General features: G+C 58.2%; 12 protein-coding genes. 10 read left to right on the plus strand and 2 right to left on the minus strand.

Annotation, left to right across the window (positions count from 1 at the left end):
- The first annotated feature begins 230 nt into the window (after window positions 1-230).
- The 6 genes from rplJ (at window position 231) to ACR0E2_RS19720 (ending at window position 11,519) form a co-directional block, all read left to right on the plus strand.
- On the plus strand, window positions 231-749 hold the full coding sequence (gene rplJ / locus ACR0E2_RS19695) for a 50S ribosomal protein L10 (protein WP_152459179.1): 519 nt from the start codon (window positions 231-233) through the stop codon (window positions 747-749).
- Between the two features lie 79 nt (window positions 750-828).
- Complete coding sequence (gene rplL / locus ACR0E2_RS19700) at window positions 829-1,206, plus strand: 50S ribosomal protein L7/L12 (protein WP_152459178.1); 378 nt, start codon at window positions 829-831, stop codon at window positions 1,204-1,206.
- A 250-nt stretch (window positions 1,207-1,456) separates the two neighbouring features.
- Entirely contained in the window at window positions 1,457-5,593 is a 4,137-nt protein-coding gene (gene rpoB / locus ACR0E2_RS19705; RefSeq protein ID WP_171230644.1) for a DNA-directed RNA polymerase subunit beta, read from the plus strand.
- A 50-nt stretch (window positions 5,594-5,643) separates the two neighbouring features.
- Entirely contained in the window at window positions 5,644-9,885 is a 4,242-nt protein-coding gene (gene rpoC, locus ACR0E2_RS19710; RefSeq protein WP_152459176.1) for a DNA-directed RNA polymerase subunit beta', read from the plus strand.
- A 191-nt stretch (window positions 9,886-10,076) separates the two neighbouring features.
- The gene (locus ACR0E2_RS19715; RefSeq protein WP_480447622.1) at window positions 10,077-10,559 is read left to right on the plus strand and encodes a hypothetical protein; all 483 of its coding nucleotides are present in this window, start codon (window positions 10,077-10,079) and stop codon (window positions 10,557-10,559) included.
- Between the two features lie 90 nt (window positions 10,560-10,649).
- On the plus strand, window positions 10,650-11,519 hold the full coding sequence (locus ACR0E2_RS19720; RefSeq protein ID WP_480447623.1) for a DMT family transporter: 870 nt from the start codon (window positions 10,650-10,652) through the stop codon (window positions 11,517-11,519).
- Here the strand turns inward: ACR0E2_RS19720 and ACR0E2_RS19725 are convergent.
- Together ACR0E2_RS19725 and ACR0E2_RS19730 are read right to left on the minus strand one after the other, a co-directional pair.
- Complete coding sequence (locus ACR0E2_RS19725) at window positions 11,504-12,310, minus strand: putative rhamnosyl transferase (RefSeq protein WP_480447625.1); 807 nt, start codon at window positions 12,308-12,310, stop codon at window positions 11,504-11,506. The genes ACR0E2_RS19720 and ACR0E2_RS19725 overlap by 16 nt on opposite strands.
- Before the next feature lie 4 nt (window positions 12,311-12,314).
- Window positions 12,315-13,121 carry a putative rhamnosyl transferase gene (locus tag ACR0E2_RS19730; protein WP_480447624.1) on the minus strand — a complete coding sequence of 269 codons (807 nt, stop codon included), beginning with the start codon at window positions 13,119-13,121 and terminating at the stop codon, window positions 12,315-12,317.
- Between the two features lie 391 nt (window positions 13,122-13,512).
- On the opposite strand from ACR0E2_RS19730, the gene rpsL reads away from it, so the two are divergent.
- The 4 genes from rpsL to ACR0E2_RS19750 form a co-directional block, all read left to right on the plus strand.
- Window positions 13,513-13,884: a 30S ribosomal protein S12 gene (rpsL, locus tag ACR0E2_RS19735; protein ID WP_005621086.1), complete on the plus strand. Its 372-nt coding sequence runs from the start codon at window positions 13,513-13,515 to the stop codon at window positions 13,882-13,884.
- 15 nt (window positions 13,885-13,899) lie between these two features.
- Complete coding sequence (rpsG, locus tag ACR0E2_RS19740) at window positions 13,900-14,370, plus strand: 30S ribosomal protein S7 (RefSeq protein WP_010441203.1); 471 nt, start codon at window positions 13,900-13,902, stop codon at window positions 14,368-14,370.
- Window positions 14,371-14,388: 18 nt separating this feature from the next.
- Window positions 14,389-16,506, plus strand: coding sequence for an elongation factor G (fusA, locus tag ACR0E2_RS19745; protein WP_152459172.1), 2,118 nt, complete (start codon window positions 14,389-14,391; stop codon window positions 16,504-16,506).
- A 60-nt stretch (window positions 16,507-16,566) separates the two neighbouring features.
- A partial coding sequence (locus ACR0E2_RS19750; RefSeq protein WP_215675807.1) for a GTP-binding protein occupies window positions 16,567-16,657 on the plus strand: 91 nt, incomplete at its 3' end.

Raw genomic sequence — 16,657 nt, forward strand, 5'->3', positions numbered from 1 at the left:
GGAACAAAGCGTGCGATTCGTCGTGCGCTTTGTTTCGTTTCGTCCAAGACGGTGGGTGGGTCCATTCGGTCCCTTAATTCCCTGCCTGAGACGGGTAAGACCAAAGAATTCTGGGGGTCCCACCCTCGGGCGCATTTTGGCCAATCCCGTAACAAGGACCTGAACGCCGGAGCGAAAGCTGCGGCAAATATGAGCCGGGGTGAGATTTCGCCCCTAACTTGGAGAGAACTGTGGATAGAGCCCAGAAAGAGAAAGTGGTCGAGGAACTCGGCCAAATCTTCGAAAGCTCTGGCGTCGTAGTGGTTGCCCACTACGCCGGTCTGACAGTTGCCGAGATGCAGGACCTGCGCGCGCGTGCACGCGAAGCGGGCGGTTCCGTGCGTGTTGCCAAAAACAGGCTCGCCAAAATCGCCCTTGAGGGTAAGCCGTGTGCAAACATGGCCGACCTGCTGACAGGGATGACCGTTCTGACCTATTCCGAGGACCCCGTGGCAGCAGCCAAGGTGGCCGAGGACTTCGCCAAGGAGAACAAAAAGTTCGAAATCCTTGGCGGTGCAATGGGCGAGAACGCTCTGGACCGCAAAGGCGTCGAAGCTGTTTCGAAAATGCCGTCTCGCGAGGAGCTTATTGCTTCGATCGTTGGCTGCATTGGCGCACCTGCTTCGAACATCGCCGGCGCGATTGGCGCACCTGCAAGCAATATCGCAAGCATCCTTTCCACCATCGAAGAGAAGGCGGAAGCTGCGTAAGCGGTTGGCACTGAATGATCTGCGTGGGGCATGTGCCCTGACGTTGGAACACACACTGTAAACGGAAAGAGCTGATAAAATGGCTGATCTGAAAGCACTCGCAGAAAGCATCGTGGGTCTGACCCTGCTGGAAGCACAAGAACTGAAAACCATCCTCAAAGACGAATACGGCATCGAGCCCGCAGCTGGCGGCGCCGTAATGGTCGCAGGTGCAGCTGGCGACGCCGGTGGCGCAGCTGAGGAAGAAAAAACCGAATTCGACGTCGTTCTGAAGAACGCCGGCGCATCGAAAATCAACGTCATCAAAGAAGTTCGCGGCATCACCGGCCTGGGCCTGAAAGAAGCCAAGGAACTGGTCGAAGCCGGCGGCAAGATCAAAGAAGGCGTGGACAAAGCAGAAGCAGAAGACGTCAAAGCCAAGCTGGAAGCAGCTGGCGCCGAAGTCGAACTGGCCTAAGCTTGGTCTCAGGTGCATCGCTGATGTGCCGAAAAATTTGGCTGGGTCCGGAGAAATCCGGGTCCAGCCGAACCTGTCTTAGAAAGGGCCTCAAGACGCGAGGCGTTTTCTAAGACACGGTTTTCGGATCGGGAGGCCGCCTTCGGGACGGTGGCCATGAATTGATCCGGACGTGTTGTCTCGATTGTGCAAGATGCCGGGGCCCGACGGTGTCTTTGCCCGCTGAGAACATCGAAAGGTGACATCTGACATGGCTCAAACGTTCCTTGGCCAGAAACGTCTTCGTAAATATTACGGCAAAATCCGCGAAGTGCTGGAAATGCCGAACCTCATTGAGGTCCAGAAATCTTCTTATGATCTTTTCCTGCGCTCCGGCGATGCAGAGCAGCCCACCGACGGCGAAGGCATCAAAGGCGTGTTCCAGTCGGTTTTCCCGATCAAGGATTTCAACGAAACCTCCGTTCTGGAATTCGTGAAATACGATCTGGAAAAACCCAAATACGACGTTGAAGAATGTATGCAACGCGACATGACCTACAGCGCGCCGCTGAAGGTAACACTGCGTTTGATCGTTTTTGATGTCGATGAGGATACTGGCGCAAAATCGGTAAAGGACATCAAGGAACAGGATGTCTTCATGGGCGATATGCCTTTGATGACGCCGAACGGCACCTTTGTCGTGAACGGGACCGAGCGTGTGATCGTATCCCAGATGCACCGTTCGCCCGGCGTGTTCTTTGACCACGACAAAGGCAAGACCCATTCCTCGGGCAAGCTGCTGTTTGCCTGCCGCATCATCCCGTATCGCGGCAGCTGGCTGGACTTTGAGTTTGACGCCAAGGACATCGTGTTCGCCCGGATCGACCGTCGCCGCAAACTGCCGGTGACAACCCTGCTCTATGCGCTGGGTTTGGATCAGGAAGCGATCATGGACGCGTATTACAACACCGTGTCCTACAAGCTGGACAAGAACAAGGGTTGGGTGACACCGTTCTTCCCCGAGCGCGTGCGCGGCACCCGCCCGACCTATGATCTGGTTGACGCTAAATCCGGTGAAGTGATTGCCGAAGCGGGCAAGAAAGTTACCCCGCGCGCGGTCAAGAAGCTGATCGACGAAGGCACCGTCACTGATCTGCTGGTTCCGTTTGATCACATCGTCGGCAAGTTTGTCGCCAAGGACATCATCAACGAAGAAACCGGCGCGATCTATGTCGAAGCCGGTGATGAGCTGACCCTGGAATACGACAAGGATGGCGACCTGATCGGCGGTACCGTCAAGGAACTGATCGACGCGGGTATCACCGACATCCCGGTTCTGGACATCGACAACGTCAATGTCGGCCCATACATGCGCAACACCATGGCTCAGGACAAGAACCTGAACCGTGAAAGCGCGCTGATGGACATCTACCGCGTCATGCGTCCGGGTGAGCCGCCCACCGTCGAGGCCGCGTCGGCTCTGTTCGACACGTTGTTCTTCGACAGCGAGCGGTATGACCTGTCCGCTGTTGGCCGCGTGAAGATGAACATGCGTCTGGCACTGGATGCGCCGGACACCCTGCGTACCCTGCGCCGCGAAGACATCGTGGCCTGCATCAAGGCGCTGGTGGAACTGCGCGACGGCAAAGGCGATGTGGACGATATCGACCACCTCGGCAACCGTCGTGTGCGTTCGGTCGGCGAACTGATGGAAAACCAGTACCGCGTCGGCCTTCTGCGCATGGAGCGTGCCATCAAAGAGCGTATGTCGTCGGTCGAGATCGACACCGTCATGCCGCAGGACCTGATCAACGCGAAACCGGCGGCGGCCGCAGTTCGTGAATTCTTCGGCAGCTCGCAGCTGTCGCAGTTCATGGACCAGACCAACCCGCTGTCCGAGGTTACCCACAAACGCCGTCTTTCGGCGCTTGGCCCCGGTGGTCTGACACGTGAACGTGCGGGCTTTGAGGTGCGCGACGTTCACCCGACCCACTATGGCCGGATGTGCCCGATCGAAACGCCCGAAGGTCCGAACATCGGTCTGATCAACTCGCTGGCCACCTTTGCCCGCGTGAACAAGTACGGCTTCATCGAAACACCTTATCGCGTCGTAAAAGACGGGCAGGTGACCGACGAGGTCCACTACATGTCCGCGACCGAGGAAATGCGTCACACCGTGGCGCAGGCCAACGCGACGTTGGATACGGATGGCAAGTTCATCAACGATCTGGTTTCGACCCGTCAGGCTGGTGACTACACGCTTGCCCCGCGCGAGAATGTGGACCTGATCGACGTGTCGCCGAAACAGCTGGTCTCGGTTGCTGCATCGCTGATCCCGTTCCTTGAAAATGACGACGCCAACCGCGCTCTGATGGGCTCGAACATGCAACGTCAGGCGGTTCCACTGCTGCGGGCCGAGGCGCCGCTGGTCGGTACCGGCATCGAGGAAAAGGTAGCGATCGACTCGGGTGCTGCGATCCAGGCGAAACGCGCCGGTATCATCGACCAGGTCGATGCCCAGCGTATCGTGATCCGCGCCACCGAGGATTTGGAACTGGGCGACGCTGGCGTTGACATCTATCGTCTGCGCAAATTCCAGCGTTCGAACCAGAATACCTGCATCAACCAGCGTCCGCTGATCAAGGTGGGTGACACCGTCCAGAAGGGCGAGGTCATCGCTGATGGTCCGTCGACCGATATGGGTGAACTGGCCCTTGGTAAGAACGTGGTCGTCGCGTTCATGCCGTGGAACGGTTACAACTACGAAGACTCGATCCTGATCTCGGAACGTATCGCGCGTGACGACGTCTTTACCTCGGTCCATATCGAAGAGTTTGAAGTCGCCGCCCGTGACACCAAGCTGGGCCCGGAAGAGATCACCCGCGACATCCCGAATGTCGGTGAAGAAGCGCTGCGCAACCTCGACGAGGCTGGCATTGTTTACATCGGCGCGGATGTTGAGCCGGGCGATATTCTGGTCGGCAAGATCACTCCGAAGGGCGAAAGCCCGATGACCCCGGAAGAAAAGCTGCTGCGCGCCATCTTTGGTGAAAAAGCATCTGACGTGCGCGACACTTCGCTGCGCGTGAAGCCGGGCGACTACGGTACGGTCGTTGAAGTCCGCGTGTTCAACCGTCACGGTGTCGAGAAAGACGAGCGTGCGCTGCAGATCGAGCGTGAGGAAGTCGAACGTCTGGCCCGTGACCGGGACGATGAGCTGGCGATCCTTGACCGCAACATCTATGCGCGTCTGCAAGGTCTGATCCTGGGCAAAACCGCTGTCAAAGGCCCGAAAGGCGTCAAGGCAGGGTCGGTGATCACCGAGGAGCTGCTGGAAACCCTGACCCGTGGTCAGTGGTGGCAGCTGGCGCTGGAAGACGAGCAGGATGCACAGATCGTCGAAGCTCTGAACGAGCAGTACGAAGTGCAAAAGCGCGCTCTGGACGCCCGTTTCGAGGACAAGGTCGAGAAAGTCCGTCGTGGCGACGATCTGCCGCCGGGTGTGATGAAGATGGTCAAAGTCTTCATCGCCGTGAAGCGCAAGTTGCAGCCGGGCGACAAGATGGCTGGTCGTCACGGGAACAAAGGTGTGATTTCCAAGGTTGTTCCGATGGAAGACATGCCGTTCCTGGCCGATGGTACGCCGGTCGACTTCTGTCTGAACCCGCTGGGCGTGCCGTCGCGTATGAACGTCGGTCAGATCCTTGAAACCCATATGGGTTGGGCCGCACGCGGTCTGGGCCTGAACATCGATGAGGCGCTACAGGAATACCGCCGTTCGGGCGATCTGACGCCGGTACGTGACGCGATGAAACACGCCTATGGCGAGGATGTCTATGAAGAGGGCATCAGCGGCATGGACGAGGACCAGCTGATCGAAGCGGCCAGCAACGTCACCCGCGGTGTTCCGATCGCAACCCCGGTCTTTGACGGCGCCAAAGAGGCTGACGTCAACGACGCGCTGGTACGCGCGGGCTTCTCGGAAAGCGGTCAGTCGATCCTGTTCGACGGTCGTACCGGTGAGCAATTCGCGCGTCCGGTGACCGTGGGCATCAAGTACCTGCTGAAACTGCACCACCTGGTGGACGACAAAATCCACGCGCGTTCGACCGGGCCGTACAGCCTGGTTACTCAGCAGCCGCTGGGTGGTAAGGCGCAGTTCGGTGGTCAGCGCTTTGGTGAGATGGAAGTCTGGGCTCTGGAAGCTTACGGCGCCGCCTACACCTTGCAGGAGATGCTCACCGTTAAATCGGATGACGTCGCCGGCCGGACCAAGGTCTATGAGTCGATCGTCAAAGGCGAGGATAACTTTGAAGCGGGCGTACCGGAATCGTTCAACGTTCTGGTTAAAGAAGTCCGTGGCCTCGGCCTGAATATGGAACTCCTGGATGCGGAGGTTGAGGAGTAAGGGCGCTGCCCTTTCTCCCGTCCCCCCTTCCGCAAGATTTGAGGTAACAAATGAACCAGGAAATCACCAACAACCCGTTCAACCCGCTGACGCCCCCGAAGGTTTTCGACGAGATCAAGGTCTCGCTGGCGTCGCCCGAGCGGATCCTGTCTTGGTCCTATGGCGAGATCAAGAAACCCGAAACCATCAACTACCGGACGTTCAAGCCTGAACGCGACGGTCTGTTCTGCGCGCGTATCTTTGGCCCGATCAAAGACTACGAATGCCTGTGCGGCAAATATAAGCGGATGAAGTATCGCGGCGTTGTCTGCGAGAAATGCGGTGTGGAAGTCACCCTGCAAAAAGTCCGCCGCGAGCGTATGGGCCACATCGAACTCGCCGCGCCCGTCGCACATATCTGGTTCCTGAAATCGCTGCCGTCCCGCATCGGTCTGATGCTGGACATGACGCTGCGCGATCTGGAACGCGTTCTGTACTTTGAAAATTATGTCGTCATCGAGCCCGGTCTGACCGACCTGACCTATGGCCAGATGCTGACCGAAGAAGAGTACATGGACGCGCAGGATGCCTATGGCATGGACGCGTTCACGGCGAACATCGGTGCGGAAGCTATCCGCGAGATGCTGGCCCAGATCGATCTGGAAGCCGAAGCCGAGCAGCTGCGCGCTGATCTGGCCGAAGCGACCGGCGAGTTGAAGCCCAAGAAGATCATCAAGCGTCTGAAGGTTGTTGAATCCTTCCTCGAGTCGGGCAACCGGCCCGAATGGATGGTGATGACCGTGATCCCGGTTATTCCGCCGGAACTGCGTCCGCTGGTTCCGCTGGATGGTGGCCGTTTCGCGACGTCTGATCTGAACGATCTGTATCGCCGCGTCATCAACCGGAACAACCGTCTGAAGCGTCTGATCGAGCTGCGCGCGCCTGACATCATCGTCCGCAATGAAAAGCGGATGCTGCAGGAATCCGTTGACGCTCTGTTTGACAACGGCCGTCGTGGCCGCGTGATTACCGGTGCCAACAAGCGTCCGCTGAAATCGCTGTCGGACATGCTGAAAGGTAAGCAGGGTCGCTTCCGTCAGAACCTTTTGGGTAAGCGCGTCGACTTCTCGGGCCGTTCGGTCATCGTGACCGGTCCGGAACTCAAGCTGCACCAGTGTGGTCTGCCCAAGAAGATGGCGCTGGAGCTGTTCAAACCGTTCATCTACTCGCGCCTTGAAGCCAAGGGTCTGTCTTCGACCGTGAAGCAGGCGAAGAAACTGGTCGAGAAAGAGCGTCCCGAAGTGTGGGATATCCTCGACGAGGTGATCCGCGAACACCCTGTCATGCTGAACCGTGCGCCGACGCTGCACCGTTTGGGCATTCAAGCGTTCGAGCCGGTCCTGATCGAAGGTAAAGCCATCCAGCTGCACCCTCTGGTCTGTTCGGCCTTTAACGCCGACTTCGACGGTGACCAGATGGCTGTGCACGTCCCGCTGAGCCTTGAGGCCCAGCTGGAAGCCCGTGTTCTGATGATGTCGACGAACAACGTTCTGTCGCCTGCAAACGGTGCGCCGATCATCGTTCCGTCGCAGGATATGATCCTGGGTCTGTACTATGTGACCCTGGAACGCGAAGGCATGCCGGGCGAAGGCAAGGTCTTTGGATCGATCGAAGAAGTTCAGCACGCGCTGGATGCGGGCGAGGTGCATCTGCACTCGAAAATCACGGCCCGGATCACGCAGATCGACGAGGAAGGCAACGAAGTTCAGAAGCGCTATGAAACCACTCCGGGCCGTCTGCGTCTGGGTGCATTGCTGCCGATGAACAACAAGGCACCGTTCGATCTGGTCAACCGTCTGCTGCGGAAGAAAGAAGTGCAGCAGGTGATCGACACCGTCTACCGTTACTGCGGTCAGAAAGAGTCGGTGATCTTCTGCGACCAGATCATGTCGATGGGCTTCAAGGAAGCGTTCAAGGCGGGCATCTCGTTCGGCAAGGATGACATGGTCATTCCGAAGGACAAGTGGAGCATCGTCGATGACACCCGCAGCCAGGTGAAAGACTTTGAACAGCAGTACATGGACGGCCTGATCACTCAGGGCGAAAAGTACAACAAGGTTGTCGATGCCTGGTCGAAGTGTAACGACCGCGTGACCGAGGCGATGATGAGCACGATCTCGGACGTTGCCAAGGCCGAAGACGGGTCGGACATGGAGCCGAACTCGGTCTACATGATGGCCCACTCGGGTGCGCGTGGCTCGGTCACTCAGATGAAACAGCTGGGCGGTATGCGTGGCCTGATGGCCAAACCGAACGGTGACATCATCGAGACGCCGATCATCTCGAACTTCAAGGAAGGTCTGACCGTTCTCGAGTACTTCAACTCGACCCACGGTGCCCGTAAGGGTCTGTCGGATACCGCTTTGAAGACGGCGAACTCGGGTTACCTGACCCGTCGTCTGGTGGACGTGGCGCAGGACTGTATCGTTCGCGAGATCGACTGCGGCACCGAGCGTGCGATCACTGCCGAAGCAGCCGTGAACGACGGTGAGGTTGTCGCCTCGCTGGCTGAACGTGTATTGGGCCGTGTAGCCGCTGACGATGTTCTGCGTCCGGGCACCGATGAGGTGATCGTGGCCGCAGGTCAGCTGATCGACGAACGTATGGCCGACACCATCGACGAAGCTGGTGTTCAGTCGATGCGTATCCGCTCGCCTCTGACCTGTGAGTCCGAGGAAGGCGTCTGTGCAACCTGCTACGGTCGTGACCTTGCGCGCGGTACCATGGTGAACACAGGTGAAGCTGTCGGCATCATCGCGGCGCAGTCGATCGGTGAACCCGGTACACAGCTGACCATGCGGACCTTCCACATCGGTGGTGTTGCGCAAGGTGGTCAGCAGTCGTTCCAGGAAGCAAGCCAGGAAGGTATCGTTTCATTCGAGAACCCGCAGATTCTGGTCAACGCAGCCGGCGAAAGCCTGGTCATGGGCCGGAACATGAAGCTGGTGATCAAGGACGAACACGGCGAAGAGCGTGCCAGCCACAAGCTGGGCTACGGCTCCAAGCTGTTCGTCAAGGACGGCACCAAGGTGGCCCGTGGCGACAAGCTGTTCGAGTGGGATCCCTACACCCTGCCGATCATCGCCGAGAAAGCCGGTACTGCGAAATATGTCGATCTGGTTTCGGGCCTCGCTGTCCGCGACGAGACCGACGAAGCAACCGGCATGACCCAGAAGATCGTGATCGACTGGCGCGCCGCCCCCAAAGGCAGCGACCTCAAGCCCGAGATCATTCTGGTTGGCGAAGATGGCGAGCCGGTCCGCAACGATGCGGGCAACCCGGTTCACTATCCGATGTCGGTGGATGCGATCCTGTCGGTCGAAGACGGCCAGAAGGTCGAAGCCGGTGACGTTGTCGCGCGTATCCCGCGTGAAGGTGCCAAGACCAAGGACATCACCGGTGGTCTGCCGCGTGTGGCCGAACTGTTCGAAGCGCGTCGTCCCAAGGATCACGCGATCATCGCCGAGGCCGATGGTTACGTGCGCTTTGGCCGCGACTACAAGAACAAGCGCCGCATCAGCATCGAGCCGGCTGACGAGTCCATGGAGACCATCGAGTACATGGTACCCAAGGGCAAGCACATCCCGGTCGCCGAAGGGGACTTCATCCAGAAGGGTGAATACCTGATGGACGGTAACCCTGCGCCGCATGACATCCTGTCCATCATGGGTGTCGAAGCGCTGGCGGATTACATGATCGACGAGGTGCAGGACGTGTATCGTCTTCAGGGCGTGAAGATCAACGACAAGCACATCGAGGTCATCGTGCGCCAGATGCTGCAGAAGTGGGAGATCCTGGATTCAGGCGACACCACCCTGCTGAAAGGCGAACATGTCGACAAGCAGGAGTTCGACGCAGCCAACGAGAAGACCATCGCCCGCGGTGGTCGCCCTGCTCAGGGTGAGCCGATCCTGTTGGGGATCACCAAGGCCTCGTTGCAGACGCGCTCGTTCATCTCGGCGGCGTCGTTCCAGGAGACCACCCGCGTGCTGACCGAAGCTTCGGTTCAGGGCAAGAAGGACAAGCTGGTCGGCCTGAAAGAGAACGTCATCGTCGGTCGTCTGATCCCCGCCGGTACCGGTGGGGCAACGCAGGCCGTCCGCCACATCGCGCAGTCGCGTGACAACGTGGTGATCGAAGCCCGCCGGGAAGAGGCCGAGGCCGCCGCCGCCCTGGCCGCACCGATCATGGATGATGATATGGTCGGGGATGAGTTGGACGTTCTGGTCGAAACACCGGAAAGCCGCGAATAAACCGCGTCATTCAGAATCAAACAGAAAAAGGCCCTGCGATTTCGTGGGGCCTTTTTTCCTCGCCTCTCCTGGTACGCAATTGTGAACCGGTGTGACAGAGCAAAGCCTTTGACCCGATTGCATCAGGCTTGTGGTTCTGCAATCGGTGGTTTAGCGCTGTACTGTGTTTTCGGATTATTTTGAGCTGAACAATGGACACCAAAAGCAACTCTTTCGAGGACCGTGTGGCGCGAATCAAGAAGCGTTCGGAAGAAAACACACGCAAGTCGCCTATGCCTCGAACCGAGAGTATCTGGCAACGTCTGGGGTATCCCGCTGCGTTTCTGGGGGCCTTTTTACTGGGTGTTTTTGCGGTCTTCCTGTCCCGACTGATTCAATATCAATCGGTCGGCATTCCGGTGCCCGGCAAGGTAGGAACGCAGGATTTCGTCAGCCTCGGCCTCGCAGGCGGGGCCTGCATCATGGTTATGCTGTTTCTGAAAGGTAAACTGCGAGAGTTCGCCGGGGCGCTCACGGTTGGCGCGTTGGTGACGACCTTTTCCTTTCATAATTTCGTGTGGAAATATCCTGTGATTTTCGAACTTGTATACGGGGAAGACTGGGTGGAGTTTGTGAAAGACACGACAGAGCCTTCCAGCCTGAATCTGTTCGGGACCATCCTTCCATTCGGTTGATGATCTTTGTACCCCTTGGAGCGTTGTTGACATCCAGCCCGACTCGGCGGCCAATGCGGGGCAATCAATTGCCCCGGAGCCCGAAGCAGCATGACCCCAAACACCAAAGGCGCTTTGCTGATGATGGGCAGCATGGCTGCCTTCACCCTGAACGACACGCTGGTGAAGGTTGCCTTGCAGGATCTGCCATTGTTTCAGCTGGTGGCCATGCGCGGGTTTCTGGCGGTATTTCTGATTTATGTGCTTGCCCGGTCACTGGGCACGTTGCATCTGAATTTTTCGCGCCATGACAAGTGGCTGGTTGCACTGCGCTGCCTTGCAGAGCTGGCGGCGACATTCTTTTTCCTGACGGCGCTGAAGAACATGCCGCTTGCCAATGTTACGGCCATTCTTCAGGCATTGCCTCTTACGGTAACATTGGGTGCTGCTTTGGTTTTTTCCGAACAGGTTGGTTGGCGACGCGCTTTGGCAATCGCCGTGGGTTTCGTCGGAATGCTGCTGATCGTAAGACCCGGGCCAGAGGGGTTCAGCGTGTATTCCATCTATGCGCTGGTTGCAGTGGTTTCGATTACAGTTCGGGACCTCATCACGCGACGCATGTCAGCCGACGTGCCGTCAATGCTGGTTACCCTGGCCACATCGGTTTCCATAGCGGGGGCCGCGGCAATAGCTTCGGTTTTCGAAGGATGGGTTGCGGTTTCGGCAACGGCGGGTTCCCTGGTCGCGGCGGCGGCCGTGTTTGTGCTGCTTGGCTATTTGTTCAGCGTCATGGTCATGCGGCAGGGAGATGTCGGATTCGTTGCACCGTTCAGATATTCCAGCCTGATCTGGGCGCTCGGGTTGGGTTGGGTCGTGTTTAACGAATGGCCTGACAGTCTGACGATGCTGGGTGCTGTCCTGATCGTGGGTGCCGGTCTGTTCACCTTGTTCCGGGCACGTGCGCGTCAGGGCTTGGCGTGACTCCGTCTGACCATGTCCGGATCAATGGCGAAACGGGTTTCAAACTCGAGCTCCTGCTGCCGGGTAAGAGGGTTGAGCGCGACATCCATGTTTCTGGTTCGCGGTGAGTCATTGAACCGGTTCAATCCCCTTACCCACATCGGACTATCGGGTCGGGTCACAACGGGCATCGCGCGGTTGATCCTGTTATGGGCAAAATTCATGATCGATTTCCGCTGCCCGCCCCGCACGTACATTCCCAGACCGGCAGTGATCAACGGGCGATGCACGCGCGTGGCCCGTATCCCCTCGGAACTGGCGCGGGCCAGATAACCGCAGTTGAAGTCAACGGCGACCATCGCGTGCCTTTCGAACAAGCCAACGCATTCCCTGACACAGCCCCGGAACCGCTCGACAAAATCCACGGCCACTGCATCGTCATCGTCATGGCGAAACTGAAGGCAGGGTTGATCGGGATCGGTCCGCGCCGAATTCAGGACATCCTGCATGACTTTTCTGTGCCGCCCCGGAGGTTTCGCGACTATGCGCACCTGTTTCAGCCCACCGGTCAGGTCGTTGAGGCGGTCAAATGCCGGCTTGGGCAGGCAGTCGCCGACCACGATCACCAGTTGGAAATCTTCGTCGGACTGTTTTTTAAAACCGGGCAGGGCGACCGTCTCGAACAGGCGAAACCGTTCTTCCAACCTGTCGTGCTGGTACAGGAATTGCCGTCTTTCTTCGACACTTTCGTGCGTTGTCTGAAAGCCACCAATTGCGGGATAGGAAAACCGGCAAAGGCCGATGACCTGCATTTTCTCAGCGCGCCGCATATCTGGCCTCGAATGCGTCAGGGTCGATCGAGAACCGTACCCGCAAGTCTTCTGCCTGTTCTGGCGTGAAAGGCGACAACTCGCTGGTATCTTTGCGCGCGTGGTCCGAGTCGTTGAAATCGTGCAGCATCCTTACCCACATGGGCGTGTCCGGATAGCTGACCACAGGCATGAACCGGGCGAGCCTGTTGTGCAGCCGGTCAAAGATCGTCCGCCTGCTGCCGGCTTGAACATACATGCCCAGGCCAACGCCCAGCAGCGATCGATAGACCCGAGCGGCCCGAATTCCGCGGGCCTCGCGCCGGGCGATGTACCCTTGATTGAAATCTACACCGACGGACTCGCTCTGCTGCATCAGCCCGGTGTTTTCGACAACAGCAGCGCGGAGGCGTTCTATGAAATCAACGGAAACGGCGTCATCGTCATCATGCCGAAACTGTAGGCAGGGCTGATGCGGGTCCGCGCGGGCGGTGTTGAGCACCTCTCGTACAATCTGCTTATGATCCCCTGGTTCTTTTGCAATGATACGGATCTGTTTGATCCCGGCGGTCAGGTCGCGCAGCCGGTCCGCATGGATCCGAGGCAGGCATGTCCCGGTCAAAACATACAACTCGAACGTCTCATCGGTCTGGGTGCGAAAACCGGGCAGGGTGATCACCTCGAAAAGACGAAAGCGTTCTTCCAGCCGGTCGGGGGCATACAGAAATTGCCGTTGTTCTTCGATCGTATCCCGGTTCAGCCGAAAACCGCCGGTTGCGGGATAGGAAAATCGGCAAAGGCCAATCACTTGCATCTGTAATCCATCAGCAGATATTCGACCCGACTATGCCCTTGCCGCGGTACAGCCGCAACCGGGACAGCGGCGCGCAGGAATGGCAAACCTACAGGCTGCATTCAACGCGCGCGCCTGGGCGCCGGTATCGTGCTGTTGACACTTGGGCCGACTCCCCCTATTACGCGCGTCATCTCGGTGCCGGGGGCCGCCCCGTAGCCGATTCCAGTAATGAGCTGGTCAAGGCCCGGACAATTTTACAGTTCGCGCCCTCTGAGAAACAACCGCGACGTTCACCTCGGAATGGGAACGCTCGTGGGTTTTGCGCTTGTGGACGCACGAACGCAGCGAATTTAGCCGCACGCAACGCGCGTGCATGTCATGTGTGTTGCAAAACGGGGAAAGAACCGGAATGCCAACTATTCAACAGCTGATCCGCAAGCCGCGGCAGCCCAAAGTCAAACGCTCGAAGTCCATGCACCTGGAGCAGTGCCCGCAGAAGCGCGGCGTCTGCACCCGCGTGTACACCACCACACCGAAGAAACCGAACTCGGCTATGCGTAAGGTTGCCAAGGTGCGCCTGACCAACGGGTTCGAGGTCATCTCGTACATCCCCGGTGAAAGCCACAACCTGCAGGAGCACTCGGTTGTTCTGATCCGTGGCGGCCGTGTGAAAGACCTTCCCGGTGTGCGTTACCACATCCTGCGCGGTGTTCTGGATACTCAGGGCGTCAAAGACCGTAAGCAACGTCGTTCGAAATACGGCGCGAAGCGTCCCAAGTAAGAAGGAGAGGCTGATATGTCACGTCGTCACGCCGCCGAAAAACGCGAAGTCCTGCCTGACGCCAAGTTTGGCGACAAGGTACTGACCAAATTCATGAACAACCTGATGATCGACGGCAAGAAGTCGGTCGCAGAGCGCATCGTTTACAACGCGTTTGATCGCGTTGAGAACAAGGTAAAGCGCGCTCCTGTCGAAGTGTTCCACGAAGCACTCGACAACATCAAACCGTCGGTCGAGGTTCGCTCGCGCCGGGTTGGTGGTGCGACCTACCAGGTTCCGGTCGAAGTGCGCCCCGAGCGCCGCGAAGCACTGGCCATCCGCTGGCTGATCACCGCTGCGCGCGGCCGCAACGAAAACACCATGGAAGAACGCCTCGCCGGCGAACTGCTGGACGCCGTACAGTCCCGCGGTACTGCCGTTAAGAAGCGCGAAGACACCCACAAGATGGCCGAGGCGAACAAAGCCTTCAGCCATTACCGCTGGTAATTCTAGAGGCTTATCCAAATGGCACGCGAATATCCGCTCGAACTATACCGTAACTTCGGTATCATGGCGCACATCGATGCAGGCAAGACGACCTGCTCGGAACGCATCCTGTATTATACTGGCAAATCCCACAACATCGGTGAGGTGCACGATGGTGCCGCCACCATGGACTGGATGGAGCAGGAGCAGGAACGCGGCATCACCATCACTTCGGCTGCGACCACCACGTTCTGGGAACGCACCGAGGACGGTAAAACCGCCGATACCCCCAAGCACCGCCTGAACATCATCGACACCCCTGGCCACGTTGACTTCACCATCGAAGTCGAACGCTCGCTGGCGGTTCTCGACGGTGCCGTCTGCGTTCTGGACGCAAACGCCGGTGTTGAGCCCCAGACCGAAACCGTGTGGCGTCAGGCTGACCGCTACAAGGTTCCGCGTATGGTTTTCGTCAACAAGATGGACAAGATCGGCGCAGATTTCTTCAACTGCGTTCGCATGATCGAAGACCGCACCGGCGCACGTGCTGTTCCGGTTGGTATCCCGATCGGCGCCGAATCCGAGCTGGAAGGTCTGATCGACCTGGTCACCATGGAAGAATGGCTGTGGCAGGGTGAAGACCTGGGCGCAAGCTGGATCAAAGCTCCGATCCGCGACAGCCTGAAAGACATGGCTGAAGAATGGCGCGGCAAGATGATCGAAGCGGCCGTCGAAATGGACGACGACGCGATGATGGAATACCTGGAAGGCAATGAGCCCGACGTTCCGACCCTGCGTAAACTGCTGCGCAAGGGCACACTGGAAATCGCGTTCGTTCCGGTGCTGGGTGGTTCTGCGTTCAAGAACAAAGGCGTTCAGCCGCTGCTCAACGCTGTGATCGACTATCTGCCCAGCCCGCTGGACGTTGTCGATTACATGGGCTTCAAACCCGGTGATGAGGACGAAGTTCGGGACATCGCCCGTCGTGCTGACGACAACATGGCGTTCTCGGGTCTGGCGTTCAAAATCATGAACGACCCCTTCGTCGGTTCGCTGACCTTCACCCGGATTTATTCGGGCGTGCTGAACAAGGGTGACTCGATCCTGAACTCGACCAAAGGCAAGAAAGAGCGCATCGGTCGTATGATGATGATGCACTCGAACAACCGGGAAGAGATCGAAGAGGCGTTTGCAGGCGACATCATCGCGCTGGCGGGTCTGAAAGACACCACCACCGGTGACACCCTGTGTGACGCGAAGGATCCGGTGGTTCTGGAAACCATGACCTTCCCCGATCCGGTGATCGAGATCGCGGTCGAGCCCAAAACCAAGGGCGACCAGGAAAAGATGTCTCAGGGTCTGGCCCGTCTGGCCGCCGAAGACCCGTCCTTCCGCGTGGAAACCGACCTGGAATCGGGTCAGACCATCATGAAGGGCATGGGCGAACTTCACCTGGACATCCTGGTTGACCGCCTGAAGCGCGAGTTCAAGGTCGAGGCCAACATCGGTGCGCCGCAGGTGGCCTATCGTGAAACCATCTCGATGCCGGTCGAGCACACCTACACCCACAAGAAACAGTCTGGTGGTTCGGGTCAGTTCGCCGAGGTCAAGCTTGAGATCACTCCGACCGAGCCGGGCGAAGGTTATTCGTTCGAAAGCCGCATCGTTGGTGGTGCCGTTCCGAAGGAATACATCCCGGGTGTCGAAAAAGGCATCCAGTCTGTCATGGACAGCGGCCCTCTGGCTGGCTTCCCCGTGATCGACTTCAAGGTTGCCCTGCTGGACGGTAAGTTCCACGACGTTGACTCGAGCGTTCTGGCGTTCGAAATCGCAGCCCGTATGTGTATGCGTGAAGGCATGCGCAAAGCTGGCGCGAAGCTGCTGGAACCGATCATGAAGGTCGAAGTGATCACCCCGGAAGAATACACCGGCGGTATCATCGGTGACCTGACCTCGCGTCGTGGCCAGGTGTCTGGTCAGGAACCGCGCGGCAACGCAATTGCGATCGACGCGTTCGTTCCGCTGGCGAACATGTTCGGCTACATCAACACCTTGCGTTCGATGTCGTCGGGCCGTGCCCAGTTCACCATGCAGTTCGACCACTACGATCCGGTTCCGCAGAACATCTCGGACGAGATCCAGGCGAAATACGCATAAGCGAAGATTTGAGGGAGCGTGGGTATCACGCTCCCTTCATTACCGAAAAAGGAGGCCATCATGGCAAAGGAAAAGTTTGAGCGTACAAAACCGCACGTCAACATCGGCACGATTGGCCACGTTGACCACGGCAAGACCACGCTGACCGCAG

The sequence above is a fragment of the Ruegeria sp. A4 genome (genome assembly GCF_056543025.1).

Coding starts and splice junctions, on each gene's coding strand:
- rplL (WP_152459178.1), top strand. CDS start 829: ATGGCTGATCTGAAAGCACTCGCAGAAAGCATCGTGGGTCTGACCCTG.
- rpoB (WP_171230644.1), top strand. CDS start 1,457: ATGGCTCAAACGTTCCTTGGCCAGAAACGTCTTCGTAAATATTACGGC.
- rpoC (WP_152459176.1), top strand. CDS start 5,644: ATGAACCAGGAAATCACCAACAACCCGTTCAACCCGCTGACGCCCCCG.
- ACR0E2_RS19715 (WP_480447622.1), top strand. CDS start 10,077: ATGGACACCAAAAGCAACTCTTTCGAGGACCGTGTGGCGCGAATCAAG.
- ACR0E2_RS19720 (WP_480447623.1), top strand. CDS start 10,650: ATGACCCCAAACACCAAAGGCGCTTTGCTGATGATGGGCAGCATGGCT.
- ACR0E2_RS19725 (WP_480447625.1), bottom strand. CDS start 12,310: ATGCAGGTCATCGGCCTTTGCCGGTTTTCCTATCCCGCAATTGGTGGC.
- ACR0E2_RS19730 (WP_480447624.1), bottom strand. CDS start 13,121: ATGCAAGTGATTGGCCTTTGCCGATTTTCCTATCCCGCAACCGGCGGT.
- rpsL (WP_005621086.1), top strand. CDS start 13,513: ATGCCAACTATTCAACAGCTGATCCGCAAGCCGCGGCAGCCCAAAGTC.
- rpsG (WP_010441203.1), top strand. CDS start 13,900: ATGTCACGTCGTCACGCCGCCGAAAAACGCGAAGTCCTGCCTGACGCC.
- fusA (WP_152459172.1), top strand. CDS start 14,389: ATGGCACGCGAATATCCGCTCGAACTATACCGTAACTTCGGTATCATG.